Source organism: Nocardia sp. Root136 (assembly GCF_001427185.1).
Classification (GTDB): Bacteria; Actinomycetota; Actinomycetes; order Mycobacteriales; family Mycobacteriaceae; genus Nocardia; species Nocardia salmonicida.
Map to the genome: position 1 here is coordinate 1,089,716 of NZ_LMFE01000001.1, position 20,503 is coordinate 1,110,218.

Sequence of the window (20,503 nt, forward strand, 5' to 3'; positions counted from 1 at the left end):
GCTACCCCACACTCCGCCGGCTCTGCTCGTGCAGGTAGGCGGCGACGGCGTCGAGGTTGGGGTTGTCGAACAGGTCCTCGGGCGCCAGATCGACACCGTAGCGGTCCTCGACCTCGATCAGCAGCGCGACGGCCAGGGCCGAGTCGATGCCGAGGCGATCGAAATCGGTGGCCGGGTCGATGGTGGCGGCCGGTACCTCGAGCAGACTCGCGAGGTATTCCTGGCACCAGGTGACAATGGCTTCTTTACTTGTATCCACGGTGAGAATTCCTTAGATTCGCTTGGCTGCCATGCGTTCGGCGGACGGCATTTTCAGGTCCCAGGCGAGACCACAGATTGCCAGTGTTCGGATGAGCCAGAAACCGGGATCGAGGCGGTACCAGTCCAATCCGAAGGAAGGCGACTCGGGAAAGGCATGGTGATTGTTGTGCCACGACTCCCCCAGCGTCGCCAGGGCGAATACGCCACCGTTGTGGCTGTTCTCGCGGGATTCGTAGTTTCGGGTTCCGAACATGTGCAGGAACGAATTGATCGCCCAGACGATGTGCTCGAGAACGAAGATGCGCACCAGCCCACCCCAGAGCAGGCCGGCGACCGCGCCGGTCCAGCTCATCGAGACCAGGCCACCGATCACGGTCGGGATCAACAGCCCGAGCCCCACCCAGTAGTAGTAGAGGCGGGCGATGCGGACCAGACCCCGGTCCTTGATCAAGTCGGGCGCGTAGTGCACCACGTTCGGGTACTCGTGGCGGCGCATCCACAGGAAATGGGAGTGAGCAAGGCCGCGCAGCGCACCGCGCAGGCCGTCACCGGCGAGATTGGGCGAGTGCGGGTCGCCTTCGCGATCGCTGTATTCGTGGTGGCGCCGGTGCAGGGCGACCCAGGAGATGACCGGGCCCTGGCCCGCCATCGAGCCGAGGATCGCCAGGACCCACGTCACCCAAGGCGCCGCTTTGAACGTGCGATGGGTGAACAGCCGGTGATAGCCGACCGTCACGCCGAGTCCGGTGAGCAGCCACATCACGAAGAGCAGGGCGAATTCCAGCACACCGAAGGGCCGGACCAGAAGGAAGGCGAAGGCGACGACCGTGCCGATGATCGGGAGAATATCGAACAGCAGGAAGTGTCGTCGTTGCAGTCGGTGGATATAGGGACTACTGATCGTTTTTCTGCGCGGATCGGGATTCATTGTGCAATTCACCTCAGCGGTATGGAACCGGGCTGAACATTATTTACCGTAGCCAGCCATTCAGCGGTCGGCGACGGCGTGTGACAATTGCCGATCGTCGGATCGGAATTGTTTATGACGGACCAGCGACAGCGCGACACTGATCGCGCCGAAGCCGGTGGCGAACATCCAGATGTGATCGGTACCGAGGACCGCGATGACGGCTCCGCCGATCGCCGAGCCGAACGCGGCCCCGAGATACATCGCCGACCCGTTGAGCGACAACAACATCGGTGCCTGCTCCGGGGTCGCGTCGGCGATCATGCTGTGCTGCTGCGCGGGCAGGAAGGCCCAGCCGACCACACCCCACACCGTGACGAAGGCGAGGGTGGTCGCCAAGGTGTTGGCGGCGATCGGCTGCCAGGCCAGGTTCACGGTGAAGATCGTCAACGCGCCGAGCAGTACCGGCCGCGCGCCGAATCGGTCGACCAGCACGCTCCCGCCCCACAGGCCGAACATCGCCCCGACGCCGTGCGCCATGATCAGCGCGCCGACGTGATCGGCTCCCACGGCGGAGACCTCGGTATAGATCGGGCCCACATAGGTGAACACCATCAATCCCGCGGTCATGCCCGAGATCGTCACCGCGAGTCCCAGCCACACCGGTGGGTGCCGCAGGGGTGCGAGTCGCTGCCGCAGCGACACCACGGGTGTGCCCTCGCCCGCCGGAACCGTGAGCGCGACACCGACTGTCGTGATCAGTGCCACCGCCGCGACGGCGACGAACGCCATCCGCCACGACGACAGCCCGGCGACCCACACCCCGAGCGGCACACCCGCCACGGTGGCGATCGAGATGCCGCCCAGGATCACCGCCAGTGCCCGACCGCGACGGTCCGCGGTAGCCATGGCGGCCGCCGCCGCGCCGGCGAGCGGCACGTAGATCCCCGCGACGCACCCGGCCGCGATGCGCGCCACAGCCATCACCCACGGTGACCACGCCACCGCGGCGAGCAGATTCACGACGACGAACAGCGCGATCGCGATGAGCAGCAGTCGCCGTGGCGAGCGCACCCGCAGCATGGTGACCACGACGGGCGCGGCGAGGGCGTAGGCCAGGGAGTAACCCGTGACGAACAGCCCCGCGCCGGCGACGGAGACCCGTAGGTCGGCCGCCATCGGCGCCAGTACCCCGGCGACGAGGTAGTTGTCGGTCCCGGCACAGAACGCGCCGAGGGCGAGCACCAGGACCGGCAACCACCGAATCGACGAGGGCGCGGCATCGGCGACGATCACCGGATGCCCGTGCGCCTCACCAGGGTTGGGCGTCGCCATCGCGCAACTCCACGGCGACCCCGGTGAGTTCGTAGATCCGCATGTTCGGCTTCCAGACGCTCGCGTCGGCGATCACCCGGATCCGGCCGAGGCGGCGTTCGACGCTCTTGATGTGCACCTCGAGGGTCATCAGCTCGTCGCTTGCCAGGATCTGTCCGCGATAGCGCCACGACAACGCCACGCCGACCGGAACGACGAACTCCGGCGCGACCAGTTCGGCGGCGAGACCGGCGTCGACCGTCCACTCCTGCATCGCCTGGATCACCGCCTCGACACCGAGGGATCCGGGCATCACCGGGTCGAGGTAGAAGTGGTAGCCGAAGAACCAATCATCGGCGCGGACCGCACGGGTGGCACGCAGGTAGCCGAGCCCGAATTCTCCCGCGCCGTCGACGGTTTCGATGCGGTCGAGCATCGCCAGGTGCCCGACCGCGCACGGCATGCCGGTACCCGAAGCTCGACGCGCGGCCACGTCGATCACGCGAACAGCGGGGCGTCGCTCCTGCCGGTCGAGCCACGTGGGCACGAATTCGCCGTTGTCGAGTCCGTTCTGGTTCGCCAGCGCCGGAGCGTTGAAGAACCCGAACAGCGACTCCCCCGCGTAGAACGGTTCACCGTCCACGGCGAGTTCGTACGAGAACGTCTGCAGCACGACGCCGACCAGGACCGTGGTGTCGATCAGCCTGCTGGTCTGCTGAATCGTCTTGTCCCGCAGGTCCACCTCGCGCAGCACCGTCGCGGAGCCGTCAAGATTGCGCAGGCTGAAGTCCTCCTCGGGCGAGGTGAGGGTGGCGCCGAGGAAGTAGCCGAGCAGCAACGCCGACTGCAGCGAGGTCTCCATGTAGACGACGTTGGGCATGGAGGCGTTGGCCGACTCGACGTAGTACCAGGAGTCGGCGGGCGAATCGTATTCGGTGTGCGCGCTGCCCGCGTCGAGCTGCCCCCGTCGCCCGTCGACGGCCATGACCCGATCGCAGAGCTGAAGTCCGTGGTTGGGCATGCGCGTGGCCCTGCGACCCGCGTACGCCGAGAACTCCGGGCCGAGCGCGATGCCGAGATCGCCGCGCGCGCTGTGGGTCATGTGGAACTCACCGAGCAGAGCCCGCTGACCGAAGACGTTGCGGCGGCCGAGGAATCGGGGAATCTCGCCACCGGCATCGGGACCGATCGCCAGACCCTGCTCCTCCCTGATCTCCAGGGCGAGGCCGTGCACCGTTGCCACCACTGCGCCCGCGCAACGGATTTCGGCATTGATCCGAAGCCATGGACGCGGCAGCAGGTCGATCTGGACCACGTCGGCGATCAGCTCGGCGGGTCCGGCCATCGGGGCGGACACCGTCACTTCGAGGGGCTCGCTCGCCTGGAATCGGGCACCGGCCAGGCACAGCTGCAGGCCCGCGCGCACCGCGAAGACCTGGGCGGCCTGCCAGGCGAGTTCGGTCGCCGCGGTGACCGGATCGGGACCATCGATGCGGCAGCTCGCCCGCACACGCCCTCTGGCCCATGGACCTTCGCGTCCGGCGATCTCGAGCACCTCGGTGAGGTTGCCGTGGGCCCCGTCGGTCAGCCGGATGTCGGGGTTCACGCCTTCCTGGTCGTAAGCCGGGCCGAAGACGGCAGCCACCTCGCCCCTGCCCAGTGCGGCGAGAGCGCCGCCGTCCAGTGCGGTGATCGGTGTGCGGGCGAGGAACTTGAAGGCATTCATGGTGGTCGCCGGCGGTGGCAGCTCGAAGACCACCGGGTGTCCCGGCGCGGCGGAGACCGTCAATCCGGTGGCCGGCGCGTAGTCGATCATGACCGCGAAGGTCTGTTCCGCCCAGGTGGTCGGCGCGGGTGCGGGTTCCCGGTCGGACCGGGCACCCCGCTCGTTGCTGCCGAGGGTGTCGAGCGCGCGCCGCTGCAACGCGGTCTGTACGTCCATCGCCGACAGGTGTGCGGTGACGAGCTCGGACCGAACCTCCTGCAGGAGCGCGGCAACGGCGTCGACGGGGCCGGTCACCGCCACCGGTGCGGTGGGTCGTTGAACGGCGGGCACCGGGACGATGGGCGGTTGCACCGCGGGCACCGACGCGGTGTGCGTCGGGCCCGCCGGTGCGGTGGACGGTGGAGAGGCGGGGCTGGTAGCCGGCTCCAGTGCCAGCGTCCAGGCGAGGACATCGAAGGGCTCACCGTCGAAGTCGAGGGTGTCCAGTGGTGTGATGGTCATCGGATCTCCGTTCCTGACGTCGACGATGCTCACGCGCGCTGCTCACGTAGGCGCACGGCCTCGGCGAATTTCTCGGTCATCTCCGGCGTGGCGATCACCGCGAGGTCGCTGTAGCGCTGCAGGACAGTGCCATTCGGATCACACGCGGTGACTGTCACGGTGACCTCCGTGCCGCCCGCGTTGGCGCGCAGGTCGTCGACGACGATCACGAACGGACTGTCGTCGGGCAGCGGGGCGAAGTACTCGATCCGCCCGACCGACAGCGGCAGGCAGGCCGAGTTCATGAACCACACCCCGAGCAGCGCACCGGACTGGATCGCGACATCGGCCAGCACCGGACTGTGCAGTGCCCCCGCGTAGTTGCCGGTACCGATCCGGGTGTCGGCGAGCTTGCCCTCGACGACGAGGCGACGCTCCGTCCGCTCCAGAATGCGGCGAACGCCCTGCAGCAGGGGCCCGTGGAACAGATCCGCGGCACGGTAGACGTCGAGGCCGTTCTCCACCCCTTCACCGATCGCGTATCCCGGCCAGCCGGAAAGTACCGGGGCGGGCCACGTTTCGGCGGCGAGGGCGAACGTCGCGGTGAAGTGCGACGGCGCCAGCGTCTTGCCGGGTTCGTCGCTGCGAATCCAGACCGTGACGCTCAGGCGGTCGTCGACGACCGTGCCCGCCTGTACCTCGAGCCGGTAGGACCGCTCGTCCTTTCCGTCGTACACGATTCCCCGCAGCACCTCGAAACCGGTGCATTCCACCACCCGCAGGCCCGGGTTGGCGCGCTCGAGCACATTGATCGCCCAGCCGAGCCCGGCGGCGGCCGGGAACACCGGGAACTTGCCGACTCGATGGTCGCCGATCACCGGGTCGGCGGCCAGTGCCGCCAGATCACGATGGGTGGTGAAAGGCTTTGTCGGGGTAAGGGTTACGGCCGTGGCCAGCGGAGCCGCGGGACCGACCAGCACCGACACGTCGTCGGCGCGACCGGAGCCGAACTGCTCGGCGAACATCCGCGCGCCGGCGTCCATCCCGAGCAGGGCGACACCGCGGGCGAGGAAGACCTCGCGCAGTTGCGGGGTCACCATGCCACCGTCCCAGGCGCCCCAGTTGACGGTGGTGACATGTCCGGCCAGACCCTGTCGCCGCCAGCTCACCGCCGCCCGGTTGAGGGCTTCGTTGGCGACCGCGTAATCGGCCTGACCCGGATTGCCGTAGACCCCGGCTACCGATCCGAACAGGATGAGATGGCCGAGCGTGGCGTCGCGCAGGGCGCTGACCACGTTGTACAGCCCGTCGAGTTTGGTCGCGAGGACGAGGCGGATGTCATCGGCCGTTTTGGCGGGGAGCAGCGAGTCGGCCAGTGCGCCCGCACCGTGCACGATGCCGGTGACCCGGCCCGCGTCCTCGGCGAGTGCCCGCTCGGTGGCTTCGATATCGGTGATGTCGACCGCGAGGTAGCGCACCCGTGCGCCGGTCTCGGCCACCGCGTCGACGGTCGCGCGGATCTCACGCTGGGCCAGCAGGTTTCGGGTGAGCCGGTCGACCTGCTTCGGTGTCGGCTGCTCACCCGCGGCGCGCACGGCGGCGATGGCGGCGGCCTTGAGGGCATCGTCGGCGACACCTGCCGCCCATTCCGGTTCGTCGTCGAGTTCGGTGCGTCCGAGCAGGATGAACTCGCACGCCCGGCGAGCGGCCAGTTCGCGAACGCACCGTGCCGTCACTCCCCGTGCGCCACCGGTGACGACGAGAACATCGTCGGCGGTGAGGGTGAGTTCTGCTGCTGCGGCGTTACTTTCAACCGCCTGCGGGCGCAGTGTCCGGCGGGTTCGTTCGGCGTCGACCCCGACTTCGCGAGCGTCGGTCGCGGCGTCGTCGAGTTCGGCGAGGAAGGTTTCGACCAGCGCTTCGTCGGTCAGGTGCGGCGAGAGATCGAGTGCCCGGCAGAACAGTCCGGGGGCCTCCTGCGCGAGGGTCTTGACCAGACCGCTGACCCCGCCGACAACGGCGGCGGCAGCCGCTCGATCACCTCGGTGGCCGAGCACGCCGTCGATGCGGGTGAGCGTGACGAACGCCGCCCGCGTGCCGGCTTCGGCGGTCGCCACCAGGCGGTCGTGCACCAGCGTGGCGGTGTGGATCGTATCGGCGAGCCGATGACCACCCACCAGCCACTGGCTGTCCGCGGGCAGCACGGTCAGGCACAGATCCAGCCGCACAACGTCTTTCAGTGCGGACTCGATCGCTCCCTGCACGGTGGCACCGTCCCAGGCGGCTACGCCGGCGTTGTCGGCGGCCGCGACGGAGGCCGTGTGCACGGTCCATCCCTGCTGCTCGAGGCCACTCGCGAGAGTCGCCGCGGTGTCGTCACCATGGTCGACGATCAAGGCTGTCCGCTGCGCGGCGTAGGGCTCGGCGACGCGGTCGATATCGGGAAGTTCGACCGGCACGATCCGCAGCAGCACCGGATCGTCCTCGATCCCACCACGGTCGGATCCCGGCTGAAGTCCACGATCACTGTCCGACACTGGGGCCGAGCTACTCCCCGTCACGGGGGCCACCGGGGCGGATGGGGTCGCCGCGGGGGCAGCGGAGCCGGCCACGAAATCGACGATGTCACTCAGCGTGCGCAACTCCGCGACCTGCTCGGGACCGACAGCGGGCACACCATCGACCCGCTCACCGACCGCACCCATGATCTGGACCCGCTTGATCGAGTCCACACCCAGATCCGCTTCCAGATCCAGCGACAACGCCAGCATCTCCGGCGGATAGCCGGTCTTCTCCGAAACCACCTGCACCAAGACCGACCACACCGCGTCGGCGTCGACCACCGGCGCCGTCGCCGGTTCACCACTCGGTGTGGAAGCCGCCGAGGCGGCGACGAAATCGACGATGTCACTCAGCGTACGCAACTCCGCGACCTGCTCAGGACCGACAGCGGGCACTCCGTCGATGCGCTCACCGACCGCACCCATGATCTGCACGCGCTTGATCGAGTCCACGCCGAGGTCGGCTTCCAGATCCAGCGACAGTGCCAGCATCTCCGGCGGGTAGCCGGTCTTCTCCGAGACGACCTGCGACAACACCGACCACACCGCGTCGGCATCGAGCGCCGGACCGGTTGTCGAAGGCGCGACACTCGGCCCCGACACCACGGATGCGGCGACGAAGTCCACGATGTCGCTCAGGGATCGCAGTTCTGCGACCTGCTCCGGGCCCACGGCGGGCACACCGTCGATGCGCTCACCGACCGCACCCATGATCTGCACCCGCTTGATCGAGTCCACACCCAGATCCGCTTCCAGATCCAGCGACAACGCCAGCATCTCCGGCGGATAACCGGTCTTCTCCGAAACCACCTGCGACAACACCGACCACACCGCGTCGGCGTCGAGTGCCGGAGCCTCGGTCGCTACGACAGGCAGCGCGGATTCGACCGTCTGACCCGCCGAAGCCGACTCGGCAACGACATCAGAAACCGACGGCGGAGCCGGATTCGGTTGTGGGGCAGCCGATTGCGCGACACTGTCGGGCACCGTGGGGCGCGTGGCGGTCTGGTGGTCGAGCACCGCTGCCGCGTGGGTGTGGCTGCCGTTTCCATTGCCGGTGGGCAGTTCGGCGTGGAAGCCGTTCGTCCCGTTCCGGCTCGGAACCTCGACGGTCGGCGCCGGGGACCCGTATTCGAGGCCGGACAACGACGCGAGGATTTCGTTGACCCGGACGTGGGTTCGGCCGATCGCCAGGCTCTGTTCCTTGATGGCGTGCACGGTCGAGTGGAGGCGGTCATCGGCACCGCCGGTCCGCTGCGCGTCGCGCAATACCGAGACCAGTCCTTCGGCGACCTCGAGTTGGCCCTCCGCGTACCGGCTGTGGATGTCGAGGTGCTGCTGAGCGGCCGCGTCGAGTCCCGTCGCGGGCCGATCTCCGACCGTCGACCCTGCCGCCGATCCCGCCCGGACCTGCGTGGCGGCCGGAGCTTCGACAGTCACCAGTTCCCTGGTGGCGGTGTGCGTTTCCGCGGCCGCCTGCGCGGCGGCGTAGGACTCGGCCGCGACTCGCTCCTGCGCGGCGGCGTGCGCTTGCGCGACCACCTGCGCCTGTGCCGCGGCATCGGCTTCGGCGTCCAGCCGCGCCTGCGTGACAGCTTCCAACACGACGTGCTCCTCGATTCCCTTGCGGTAGAGCTCCTTACGGGATTCCGGTACGAAATCGCGGCCGTTGAGCCGGACCACCATGCCGGGCGCCTCCGGCACCGCGAACGGTGCGGCGTCGTGGCGGTGGATATCGACGATCGGCGCACCGAGCACCGCCAGCTGCAGCGCGGCCTTCTTGAGCGCCACGTCGCTGTCGCCGGTCGGGCCCTGGTCGGTCGAGAGGGCGATCACCTCGGCGCCGAGGGTCCGGCGCACCAGCGAGGTGAGCGTGGCCTTCGGTCCGAACTCGACGAACACAGTGCAGCCGTCGGCCTGCATGGCCCGCAGACCTGCCACGAACTCGACGGTCTCGAGCAGCTGCTCGGTGAGCACCCGCCGGTTGGTCGCGACCCGCGAACCGTATTCGGCGTCCCGGGAATTGGCGTAGATCTTGGCCTTCGGGGCGCGAATGCCGACGCTCTTCACCGCGGCCTTGAACGGCTCGACGGCGTGGGCGACGTAGCGGGTGTGGAACGCGCCGGCCACCGGCAACTCACGCACGGTCAGCCCGCGCGCCCGGCCCGCCGCGACGAACTCCGCGACGGCAGCGGTACCGCCACCGACCACCACCTGATCGGGTGCGTTGTGATTGCACACGCTCACATCGGGATGATCGGCGAGGATCGCGCTGACCTGTTCACGGTCGGCCTGCACCGCGGCCATCGTGCCCGCGTCGGTGTCGGTGTCGATCGCCATCGCCGCGCCGCGCGCCCTGGCGAGGGTGAAGTAGTCGGCGGTGTCGAGCGAATCCACCGCCCACAGCGCGGTCAGTTCACCGAAACTGTGGCCCATGAAGCCGGCGCAGGTCAGGCCGCGCTCGGACAGGAACCGGTACTGCCCCACCGACAACGCCGCGATCGCGGGCTGGGCGAATTCGGTCCGCCGCAGCGTCGCCTCCTGGGCGTTGCGCAGCTCGGGGTCGAAGACCGGCGGCGGGAACACCACCGCGGCAGGTGGCCGGGCCGCGTCGGCGAACACCGCGTTGGCCTCGTCGAAGGCGGTGGCGACGGTGGGGTTGTTCAGGACCGCCGCCAGACCCATGTCTACGTACTGGCTGCCCTGACCGGCGAACAGCGCGCCGATCTTCAGATCGGGCATGGCTCGTCGACGGAAGACGATGCCGCGCGGATGGTTCCACTCCTCGGCGTCACCGGCGAGTTCGGTCACCGCCAGTGCGCGCAGCGCCGAAGCTTCCTGCTCGTCGCGCGCCACGAAACCCACGCGAGCGTGCTCGTCCGGAATCCCGGCGTCGCCGTTGGGATCGGCGCCCGAGCTCAGCAGGCTCGCCAGCTCGGCGGCGGACGCGGCGTGCCACAGCCACACTCGTGCGGTGCGGTGCATCGTGCGGGTACTTCCGCGATCGCCGGTCGCTTCCTCGAGTACCGCGTGAAAGTTGGTGCCGCCGAAGCCCATCGCCGACGCGGCCGCGCGACGCTGCGGCCGGTGCGGATCGCGGATCCACGGCCGGGTCCTGGTGTTGATGTAGAGCGGCGACGAGTCGTCGAGTGCCTTGTTCGGCGCGGTGACATTGATCGTCGGCGGCAGCACCTTGTGATGCAGCGCCAGCGCCAGCTTGATCAGGCTGGCCGCCCCGGCGGCGCCCTTGGTATGGCCGATCTGGGATTTCACGCTGCCGATCGCGGCGTAGCCGGTCTCGTCGGTGGCCTCGCGCAGCACCGCGTTCAACGCGGCGAGCTCGGTCTGATCGCCCACGCGGGTGCCGGTGGCGTGCGCCTCGAACAGCCCGATCGTGGCGGGCGAGCAGTCCGCGTCCTCGTAGGCGCGGTGCAGCGCCGCCTGCTGCCCCTCGGCGCGCGGGGCGTAGATGCTCTTGAAACGACCGTCGCTCGACGATCCGATGCCCTTGATCACCGCGTACACCCGGTCACCGTCGCGCTCGGCGTCGGCGAGGCGCTTGAGGGCGATCATGCCGATGCCCTCGCCCACCAGAGTGCCGTCGGCACTGTCGTCGAGCGGCTTGATCACACCCGAGCGCGACAGCGCCCCGACCTTGCTGAAGCACAGGTAGCCGAAGATCGAGTTCTCGGTGTCACAACCACCGGTGATCATCATGTCGGCACGACCGGACACCAGTTCGCTGATCGCGACGTGCACCGCCGACAGCGAACTCGCGCACGCCGCGTCGACGGTGCAGTTCATACCGCCGAGGTCGAGCCGGTTGGCGACCCGGCCCGCGATCACATTGCCCAGCAGACCGGGGAACGAGTTCTCCTCCCACGACGGGAAGGCGTCCGCGTACTTCTGCGCTATCTGCTCGGCGTCGGCCTGCGTCAGCCCGCAACTGCGGATGACCTCCTTGAGCACCGGCGTCGACAAGCGGGCGGCCAGCGGGTGCGACAAGGTCGTCGGCCCGGCCACGCCCAGCACCACACCGGTGCGCTCGGGCCGGTACCAGTCCGACCCGACGGCGCCCGCGTCGGCGAGCACGTCACGGGCGACGAGCAGGCTCAGCAGCTGCACGACCGTGGTGACCTCGAGCTGATTGGGCGGCAGCCCGAACTCGGTGACGCTGAACGGCATCTCGGGCACGAAACCGCCACGGCGGCAATAGGTCTTGTCGGGCGCCGTCGGATCGGCGTCGTAGTAGTCGTCGAGGTTCCAGTGCGTGGCAGGCACGTCGGACATGCAGTCCGCGGCGTCGACGACGTTCTGCCAGAAGTCACGGAAGTTGGCGGCCATCGGGAACAGTCCGCTCAGTCCGACGATCGCGATCGGATTGTCGGCTAGTCGCCTCGTCATGGCCGGGTCTTCGGAGTGCCGAAGCTGGTCGTTCATGGTTGCTATCCCTTGTCTTCTGCTCAGAGTTGCGAAACTCGCACAGTCCGGACCTCGTCGATGAGGTCGGCCATCGCCGTGCCGATGAGCTGATGGCCCGCCGGACTCGGATGCATGCCGTCCGGGGACCACATGACCGGGTCCGCGGTGATGGGTGCGTTCACCAAATCGAGTCGCACGAGATCGAACTCGTGGACGAGGTCGTCGAGATAGTCGTTGGCTTGCGCGAATCGCGACCGCAACACCGTGCGGACGGATTCGGGCAGGCCGGGCAGGCGGTCCGGAATACTCGGCCAGTTCGTGGTGAACACCAGCCGACCGGGGCCCGCCAGCCCGGCATAGATCTGACGGAGGTTGCGGCGGAATCGATCCGGGTCGTAGTCGGTGACCAGGTCGTTTCCGCCGACGATCACGCCGACCAGCGGAGCATCGGCGGCGAGGGCGACCGGCAGCTGCCGGTCGATGACATCCTGCGTGGTGGCCCCGTAGGAACCGAGGTTCAGCGTCGCGCCGGAGATTCCGAGCAGGTGCTCGACGTGCGCGACAAATCCCGCGAAGGAGCCGTCGGCGTTGACCGAACCGCCGCGCCCCTCCGCGAAACTGTCGCCGAGCACCATCAGCTCATACGTTGGCACCGAGCAATTTCGCGATACGTTCCGGCGCGAAGAATTCCTCGCCGGTCATGCCGCCGCCGACCATCGCGAAGAAGTCCTTGGCATATTCTTCGTTGTTTTCCAGCGCACGGAAGACAGCCAGCAATTGCGGGGTCAGCTCGAGCGTGGAAATCGTGCAGGTGAATTCGAAACCCGACTGCGATTTCTCGTCACGCTCGCGCTGGTAATCGGCGAGCGCCTCGGCCATCGGCCGCTGCTCGGTGAGACCCTCGTGCACCCGCTCGGCGAGCAGTGCCGCGTAATCGAACGCGTCGGAGATCCCGAGTCCGGTGAACGGGTCCTTGTGGTAGCCCGCGTCGCCGACCAGTGCCCAGCCCTCGCCGTGCGACTGGCGGCGGTAGTTGTCCGGATACCGCATCGGGTAGAAACGGTCCTCACGCTTGCCCTTGGTGACCAGTTCCTCGGCGAACTCGGGCAGGATCTCGCGCGCGACCTTCACGAAGTTGGCCTCGACATCGGCGCGGAAATCGGCGTAGGTGTCGATCTTGCGCATGACCGCGACGAGGGTCTGGTCGTTGTGGGTCGGCCAGATGCCGATCTGCTGCTTGTCGCCGATACGGCTGTGGAACTCGGTCTGCGACAGACCGCTGAAGTAGCTGTAGTAGATGAAGCACTCGGCCGCGACCTTCGTATAGGTCTCGGCGCCGACAGCGTTGGCGACGAACGAGTTGGTGCCGTCCGCGCCGATCACGATGCGGGCCCGCTCCTCGGCGATCTCACCACCGGCTACCGAACCGCGAATACCGACGACCACGCCGTCCTCGATGATCAGTTCGCTGACGGTGTAGCCGGTGCGAACCTCGGCGCCCGCTTCCTTCGCGCCCTCGACCAGGATCGCGTCGAGTTCGGTGCGCCGCGGCGCGTAGGTGGCATCGATGCCCTGGATGGGATCGGCGAAGCCCGCGATGACGATGTCGAGGTAGGACACCGTCATGCGCTTGATCGCCGGCACACCGGTGGCGATCAGCTTGTCGAGCAGGCCCCACTGGGCCAGCCGGGCCAGCCCGCGCTGCTGAATGTAGTGCGTCGAGACGGTGTCGCTGGGGAAGGTGGCACGGTCCACCACCAGAACTCGATGTCCCTGCCTCGCCAGCAACATGCCGACCGGTGAACCCGCGCATCGCGCGCCGACAACAATCGCGTCATACATCAGGGTGACTCCTCAGTAAATGAAACGCTTATGGCCCCGGTTCCGATTTTACGGAGTCGAACCACTCCATCCGCGTACCGATTTCCAATCGGATTATATGAATAGTTGTTCCAGAACAATGGTTTCGAGTATTAGCGATCCGGCTGCACGGATGAATAGTTTAATTCAACTTCCGTTCATCACGAAAAACGGTTCGATATGGGCTAATTGGGGCATGCCAACTGGAAATGAACCGGCCCCCGGAATCGCCGCAGCGCAGGCTCGGCTGACGAATATGACCGGCGCCACGACGCCGGACTACGAACAGATCCGTAAGACCGTCGACACTCTCGTGCCGTTCGTGAATCTGGTGGGAGTGCGCATGACCGAACTGGGACCCGGCTCGGCGGTGGCCGAGATCCCCGAGGCGCCGACGATGAGCAATCACCTGGGTACCGTGCATGCCGGGGCGTTGTTCCTGGCCGCCGAAGTCGCGTGTGCCGGTGCGTTTTCCGGCATCATCGCGCCGCGCATCCTGCATGTGCGGACGTTCGTGCTTCGCGGCACCAAGGCCACCTTCTTCCGGCCCGCCCGCGGCCGGATCCGCGCCAGCGGCACGGTGAGCTCCCCGATCCTGGCCGACGTGGTCGGGCGCAGGACCGAGGAGCAGTTCGATATCACCGGAAAGGCCCTGCTGCACGACGACAGTGGCGCCTTGCTCGCGAAGGTGGATCTCGAGTACTTCTGCTGGTTGGGCGGGGCCTAGTCCGGATACAGCGAGGCGATGACGGCGTCGAAGTCGGCTTCGATCGCCGCGCGACGCAGCCGCAGCGACGCCGTCAGCTGCCCCTTCTCCATCGAGAAGTCCTCCGCGAGAACGGCGAACCGGCGAATCGACTCCGCACGGGAGACGAGCCGGTTCGCCGCCTCGACCCCGACGGAGAGCTCCGCGAGCAACCTGGCGTCGTCGGTCGGGACACCGCCGGACAGATCGACGCCCTGCTCCGCGGCCCAGCGAGCCAGCACAACAGGATCGACGGTGATCAGAGCGGTCACATACGGCCGACCTTCACCGACGAGCATGCAGTTGCTCACCAAGGCGTGCAGGCGAACCCGATCTTCGAGCGGCGCGGGCGCCACGTTCTTGCCACCGCTGGTGACGATGATCTCCTTGCGCCGCCCGGTGATGAACAGGAATCCGTCCTCGTCGAGTCGGCCGAGATCGCCGGTGGCCAGCCAGTTCTCGGCCGGGTGCCCGCCGTCGGGCCAGTACCCGGGAAAGACCTGCGGGCCACGGACCAGGATCTCGCCGTCGTCGGCGATCGCGACCGTCGTGCCCGGCACCGGCCGACCGACCGCGCCGGCCCGATTGGCTTGCGGCGCGCTCATACTGACCGTCGACGAGGCTTCGGTCAGGCCGTACGCGCCGATGATCTCCACACCGATCCCGGTGAAGAAGTCCGCCGTCGACGGTTCCAGGGAGGCGCCGCCCGCGACCATGTGCTCGAGCCGTCCGCCGAGCATGCCGCGCCACTGCTTGCCGATCTCCGCGTCGATCACCGCGCTCGCCGGGGGCTGCTCACCGCGTCGGCGCGCGTGGCCGACCGCGATCGCCGCCGCCTCGGCGGTGTCGTATCGATCGCCGCCCAGCGCCTGGCGTGCCGCCTTGCGGATCTTCTCCAGGACGTACGGGACGCCGATCAGGAACGTCGGCCGAAAGATCGGCAGTTCGGCGGGCAGTTGCGCCGGGGTGGCGACCAGACCGGTACGAACCCCGGCCAGCACACAGCCGAACTGCACGACCCGCCCGTATACGTGCGCGAGCGGGAGGAACAGCAGTGTCGACGCGGGATCTGATGGGGTGCGCCGGAATACGGTGTCGAGGAGTTCGACCACGTTGGCCGCGGCGGCGAAGATGTTGCGGTGCGTCAGCAGGCAGCCCTTGGGGACGCCCGTCGTGCCGCTGGTGTAGACGATCGTCGCGACATCATCGGCGCGCACCCCCTGCCGACGGTCGGTGACCTCCGCATCGGTGATCGCCGCGCCCTGTTCGATCAACGCGGGCAGCGACGAGCCGAGCAGCCAGCCCCGCCCACGCAGCGCCTGCCCCGCGGCCGTGACGATCAGCTCGCGCTGGTCGTCCGTCTCCACGAAACACGCGCTGGGTCGGGCATCGGCCACGATGTGGTGGATCTGTTCGGCCGACGACGTCGGATAGACGGGCACGGCGACCGCGCCCACGCTCAGCACGGCGAAGTCCGCCGCCGACCACTCGAAACTGGTTCCGCCGAGGATCAGTACCCGATCGCCCGCGCTGATTCCGTTGGCCACCAGGCCTTTCGCCAGTCCGAGGACGAGGCGGGCGAACTCGTCGTAGCCGACGTCGAGCCAGCCTTCGGCCGTCTTGCGGCTGAACACCACGGCCGAGGGGTCGGCCTCGGCCTTGCGGAACACCACGTTGGCCAAGTTGTCGTCGTCGGCCATCGTGACCAGTGGCTCGACCGTGTATTCCTGCACGACTCTATGGCCCTGCACGGCGCTGCTCATCGTGACTCGATGCTGGTCAGCGGAGCCGGAACGTAGGTCGAGCAGCGACCCGGCAGCCGCACCCCCGCCGCACGCAACTGACTCACCCGGGTGGCGAACGCCGCACCGTGCATGATCTGCAGCCCGACCTCGGCGACGTGGCGGTGCGCCGGGGCGGCCAGGTAGGTTCCGGCGACCCAGTCGTTGAACGCGCCCATCGCGGGTCCGCACCAGATCTGATAGTCGAGGGTGCGATCGGGCGTCGCGGCCGTGCTCCAGCCCGACGACCGGCCCAGATACCATCGGAAGATCAGTGCCATCCGGCGTTTCGGGTTCCCCTCGGCGCGCTCGATCTGCTCGGGATCGCGCTCACGGAAGTAGCCGAGGCAGTCGTTCCACACCTCGTCGAGCGAGCGGGCCAGGATCTTCTGTTCGATTTCGGCGCGTTCGGCGGTGGGGATCGCGTCGATGCCGTCGTAGCGACGATAGGTGTCGTACAGGCGCCGGGCCCGGCTCGCGAACATCGTGCCGCGTTGCAGCACCTGCACGTCGACGCCGAGCTCGAACATGTCCGAGGAGGGCGCCATGGTGGTGTCGGCGACACCCGCCGCGGCCAGTAGCCGCTTCGCCGTCTCGGATTGCGCCGCTTCGACGGTGGCCTGGTTGACCGACCCGGTGACCACGTAGGAGGCACCCATCGCGAACGCCGCCGCGGCGGCGGCCGGAGTACCGATGCCACCGGCAGCGCCGACCCGAACACGCTGGGCGTAGCCGTATTCGCGCTGTATCCGTTCGCGCACCGCCAGCAGCGAGGGCAGCAGCACCACCAGCGGACGACGGTCGGTGTGGCCACCGGAATCCGCCTCGCCGGTGATGTCGTCGGCCATCGGGATCGACGCCGCCAACTCCGCCTGCTCGGCGGTGATCTCCCCCGCGTCGAGCAGTCCGCGCACCAGGTGCTGCGGCGCCGGACGCAGGAACAGTTCGGCGACCTCGGCGCGAGATACCTTGGCGATCACCCGATTTCGGGCGACCACCTGGCCGTTCGGGTCGCGGTGCAGTCCGGCCAGCCGGTAGCGCACCACCTGCGGGGTCAGGTCGAGGAACGCCGACGCCTCGACACAGCGCACCTCGTGCCGCAGGCACGCGTCCACGATCGCTCGCTCCAGCGCGTTCTCACTGGGGCTGTGGATCAGGTTGCAGGCGAAGGGCTTTCCCGGCGCTTCGCGGCCGATCGTGGCCAGGGCCTCGTCGATCCGGGCGGGCAGCACACCGGCGGCGCCGAACGAGGCGAGCAAGCCCGCTCGCGCCATCGCCACCACCATCGCGGCCGAGGCGATCCCGTTGGCCATCGCGCCGGCGTGGTAGGCGTAGCCCACGCCGTGGGTCTGCCGGAACTCGTTGTTGCCCAGCGTTTCCGGTCGCAACGCCGGAGCGGCTGCCAGCACTTGCTTGCCGCGAGCGGTACCGGCGTCGGTGGTCACCGCGACACCGGCATCGTCACGGACCACGAACACCGGCTTGTCCAATTCCGACAGCGCACGGTAGATGGAGTTGTCGTCCCTGGCGAGCGCCGAGGGTGCAAGGGAAGTCGTCACTGTGCCAATCCTTCTGAGAGCCCGAGGGCAGAGGTCGCTAGCGAGAGGTGCCGTAGACGATCGGCGCCGCGAACGACGCCGTCGTCGCCGAGGAGCGGTCGGGAGTGATCGGGAGTGGTGTGGGACCTCGCTACCGGGGCGGTCGGCCTTCGGTGACCCAGTCCGCGACCGCGGGCGCGACCAGACCGCTGTCCTTCACCCAGGACGCGTGGCCGATGTGCGTGAAGCCCGAAGTCCGGTCGATGTGCCAGCGGTGCTGCCGCGCCGCGCCCATCCGCTTGCTCAGGAACCGCACCGTGGACTCGGGGCCGAGCGGGTCGCCGTCGAGCGAGATCAGCAGCACCGGCAGCGTGAGTTCGCGCAGCAACCGGTCGTAGTCACGGGTGCTGCCACTGGGCCGGTAGTGACCGGTCCGCAGGTGACGTGCCCAGTCGAGCATGACGCCCGCGGTCATCGGCCCGATGCCGCGACCGCCGGTCCACCGGCCGCGCAGCCGGGTGATCGCACCGACCGAGAGTCCGCTCGCGAGCACCTCGAGGCGCCTGCGCAGTTCGAACGACCACCAGTACACCGAACCGGTGCCGATCGTCGTGATGCTCGCGACCCGCTCCGGTTCGGCCGCCGCGAACAGCAGTGCGAGCTGTCCGCCGAGGCTGTGGCCGAACAGGTGCAGCGGCGCCTGCGGAAAACGCTCCCGCAGCGCGGCCGCCACGGCGGGCAGATCGACCTCGATCAGCTCGCGATAGCCGAACCCGGGGCCCTCCCCCAGTGCGGGCTTGCTCTCGCCCTGCGCGCGGAGATCGAGGACCGCGGCCGTGAGTCCGGCCGCGTGCAAGGCCGTGACCAGCGGCAGGTAGTACTTGGCCTTGATGGCCATGGCGGGCAGGACCAGCACGACGGGTGCGGCCGGATCCGCTTGCGGCAGTAGGCGAACCGACAGGGCGGCGCCGTCGGGGGTGGCGACGGTGGTCGCTTCCAGCCCGGCGATCTCGGTGCGTTGCTCGCTCATCACGCCTCCGGGGCCAGGGTGCAGACGTAGTCGAGCGCGACCTTGCCGACCAGCACGCCCGCCGTGTCGTACATCAGGGCCCGCGCGTCCACGTCCAGTCGCCGGCCGCCCTTGGCCGCCAGCACCGTCGCGACGTCGCTCGGGTCGATGACCCCGATCGCCCGGATCCGGCCGATAGCGGGCTTGCGGAACGACAGCCGCGCGTCGCGCAGCACCAACGTGTCGATGGCGGACAACCGTGACGCCAGCGCACCCACGAAAGCGCACGCGCCGGCGATATCGGCGGCCAGGAATTGCGCACCCGCGTGCACGGTACGCAGATGGTTGAGGATGTAGGGCTCGTCGGGAATCTCCACGATCGCGCGGTGCGGACCGATTTCGGTGATTTCGGCGCCCGCGTGGGTACCGAAAGGAACCAACTTGCTCACAATTCGCTGCAGGTGCAAGAAGTCGGGGTTATCCGGATCGATCGCCTCGAATACCGAACCGAGGGTGGCTGAGGTTTTCAGTTCAGGTGCCATGATTTAATTGCACCATCCGCGGCCGTCGATTCGGATTTCCATTGCCGATCTCAATCGACCGAATGGTAATCAACTCGCCAACGGTTCTCCGTACACCTTGCCGCTGATCGTGGACTGCAGGAAATTCTTCGTCGAATCGAGGCTGTCCAGGAATACCTGCACCACTTCGTTGGGACTGTCGACGCGCCAGGCGACCTGTAATTCCACCACCGGTTCCGGATCGACGAGTGGCACCACCTTCAATCCCATCGGGCGTGGCTCGTCCATGCTGACGAACGACGCGAACCCCACGTACCGGCGGGCCGCCACGGTGATCCCGGTGGCCACCGAGTCGTTCATGTACTCGGCGACCTTCGGGAAGGCGCCTGCCCGCTCGCCCGCGGTCATGATGGCGTCGTACATCGCCGGGCTCACCTCGCGGTTGAACAGCACGCACGGCGTCTCGGCCAGTTCGCGGATCGAGATCGACGACCGGTCCGCCCATCGGTGCCCCTGCCCGACCAGCGCGCCGATGCGCATCTGCAGCAGACACCGCGACAACACCGACCCGCCGTTGGACGCGCCCCCGTAGAGCAACCCGACATCGAGTTCGCCGCGCGTGAGAGCGGTGAGCTGCGGTCCGGAGCGGCCGGAGGTGAGTTTGGTGGTGATGTTGGGATAGTTGGCGTGCAATTGTGCCAGTGACCTGGGCATGATGAGCTGCCCGGCCCGGCCGTTGAACCCGATGTTGATCTTGCCCATGCGTCCGGCCGCGATGTCGCGGACGGTGTTGGTCGCCGAGTGCACCTCTCCGAGAATCCGCCGCGCGTCGGCACGGAACGCTTCACCCGCGGGGGTCAACTGCACCACCCGCGACGTCCGCGACACCAGTTCGACGCCGAGATGGCGTTCCAGGCGCTTGAGCTGCTGACTCAGTGACGGCTGCGTGAGGTGGAGCCTGGCGGCCGCCCGCCCGAAGTGCAGTTCGTCGGCGATGGCTAAAAATGCCTCGATATGCCGTGTCTCCATAGTGCGCGCCTCGCGTAATCAGTGACGTGACTTGTCCGAGATATGCACCTTGTATAGCGGCACCGCACGTCATCGGGGAACGCGCCCGTGAAGCCCAGGTGAGCAGCGACCGAATTCCTGCCGACTCCACGGCGTGTCTTCCCCGCCTCGCGGTGACCCGCATCGCGAACGGCACCGCGAACACGGTCGATTCGGCAATCGAATCGCTGACCCCGAAAAGCCCGATGATCCTCGTCTTGACACGGCGATCTATTTCGTACCGCAATTGATCAATAATGCGTTCCGCGTTGTCGCCCGCGACATCGGGGTGGAACACTTTTACCCGGTGCAGGCGAAATAATTTCGACGC

Annotated in this window: 13 protein-coding genes; 1 reads left to right on the forward strand and 12 read right to left on the reverse strand. The window is 68.0% G+C overall.

Annotation, left to right across the window (positions count from 1 at the left end):
- Position 1: 1 nt before the first annotated feature.
- The 7 genes from ASD42_RS05265 to ASD42_RS05295 are packed head-to-tail and all read right to left on the reverse strand — an operon-like array spanning position 2 to position 13,513.
- Positions 2 to 259, reverse strand: a complete 258-nt coding sequence (locus ASD42_RS05265) for an acyl carrier protein (protein ID WP_056810906.1) — start codon at positions 257 to 259, stop codon at positions 2 to 4.
- Positions 260 to 271: 12 nt separating this feature from the next.
- Positions 272 to 1,189, reverse strand: coding sequence for an acyl-CoA desaturase (locus tag ASD42_RS05270; RefSeq protein ID WP_056810909.1), 918 nt, complete (start codon positions 1,187 to 1,189; stop codon positions 272 to 274).
- A gap of 60 nt (positions 1,190 to 1,249) precedes the next feature.
- On the reverse strand, positions 1,250 to 2,503 hold the full coding sequence (locus ASD42_RS05275; protein ID WP_056810912.1) for an MFS transporter: 1,254 nt from the start codon (positions 2,501 to 2,503) through the stop codon (positions 1,250 to 1,252).
- Positions 2,481 to 4,709 (reverse strand): hypothetical protein, encoded by a 2,229-nt coding sequence (locus tag ASD42_RS05280; RefSeq protein ID WP_056815474.1) that lies wholly within the window; start codon positions 4,707 to 4,709, stop codon positions 2,481 to 2,483. The genes ASD42_RS05275 and ASD42_RS05280 overlap by 23 nt, the downstream gene beginning before the upstream one ends.
- A 29-nt stretch (positions 4,710 to 4,738) precedes the next feature.
- Positions 4,739 to 11,689, reverse strand: coding sequence for a type I polyketide synthase (locus tag ASD42_RS05285; protein ID WP_063893566.1), 6,951 nt, complete (start codon positions 11,687 to 11,689; stop codon positions 4,739 to 4,741).
- A 23-nt stretch (positions 11,690 to 11,712) separates the two neighbouring features.
- Complete coding sequence (locus tag ASD42_RS05290; protein WP_200950380.1) at positions 11,713 to 12,324, reverse strand: GDSL-type esterase/lipase family protein; 612 nt, start codon at positions 12,322 to 12,324, stop codon at positions 11,713 to 11,715.
- On the reverse strand, positions 12,311 to 13,513 hold the full coding sequence (locus tag ASD42_RS05295; RefSeq protein ID WP_056810918.1) for an NAD(P)/FAD-dependent oxidoreductase: 1,203 nt from the start codon (positions 13,511 to 13,513) through the stop codon (positions 12,311 to 12,313). Before ASD42_RS05295 ends, ASD42_RS05290 begins: the two co-directional genes overlap by 14 nt.
- Before the next feature lie 214 nt (positions 13,514 to 13,727).
- On the opposite strand from ASD42_RS05295, the gene ASD42_RS05300 reads away from it, so the two are divergent.
- The gene (locus ASD42_RS05300; RefSeq protein WP_084787010.1) at positions 13,728 to 14,258 is read left to right on the forward strand and encodes a PaaI family thioesterase; all 531 of its coding nucleotides are present in this window, start codon (positions 13,728 to 13,730) and stop codon (positions 14,256 to 14,258) included.
- Here the strand turns inward: ASD42_RS05300 and ASD42_RS05305 are convergent.
- The 5 genes from ASD42_RS05305 to ASD42_RS05325 all read right to left on the reverse strand — a co-directional run bounded on the left by ASD42_RS05305 (position 14,255) and on the right by ASD42_RS05325 (position 20,154).
- Positions 14,255 to 16,039 carry an AMP-dependent synthetase/ligase gene (locus tag ASD42_RS05305; protein ID WP_084787011.1) on the reverse strand — a complete coding sequence of 595 codons (1,785 nt, stop codon included), beginning with the start codon at positions 16,037 to 16,039 and terminating at the stop codon, positions 14,255 to 14,257. The two genes, ASD42_RS05300 and ASD42_RS05305, sit on opposite strands and share 4 nt — an antisense overlap.
- Positions 16,036 to 17,616, reverse strand: a complete 1,581-nt coding sequence (locus tag ASD42_RS05310; protein WP_056810924.1) for a PfaD family polyunsaturated fatty acid/polyketide biosynthesis protein — start codon at positions 17,614 to 17,616, stop codon at positions 16,036 to 16,038. The genes ASD42_RS05305 and ASD42_RS05310 overlap by 4 nt, the downstream gene beginning before the upstream one ends.
- 130 nt (positions 17,617 to 17,746) lie before the next feature.
- Positions 17,747 to 18,625: an alpha/beta hydrolase family protein gene (locus ASD42_RS05315; RefSeq protein ID WP_056810928.1), complete on the reverse strand. Its 879-nt coding sequence runs from the start codon at positions 18,623 to 18,625 to the stop codon at positions 17,747 to 17,749.
- Positions 18,625 to 19,146, reverse strand: coding sequence for a DUF4442 domain-containing protein (locus ASD42_RS05320; protein ID WP_063893567.1), 522 nt, complete (start codon positions 19,144 to 19,146; stop codon positions 18,625 to 18,627). Before ASD42_RS05320 ends, ASD42_RS05315 begins: the two co-directional genes overlap by 1 nt.
- 69 nt (positions 19,147 to 19,215) lie before the next feature.
- Entirely contained in the window at positions 19,216 to 20,154 is a 939-nt protein-coding gene (locus ASD42_RS05325; protein ID WP_056810931.1) for a LysR family transcriptional regulator, read from the reverse strand.
- Positions 20,155 to 20,503 lie beyond the last annotated feature (349 nt).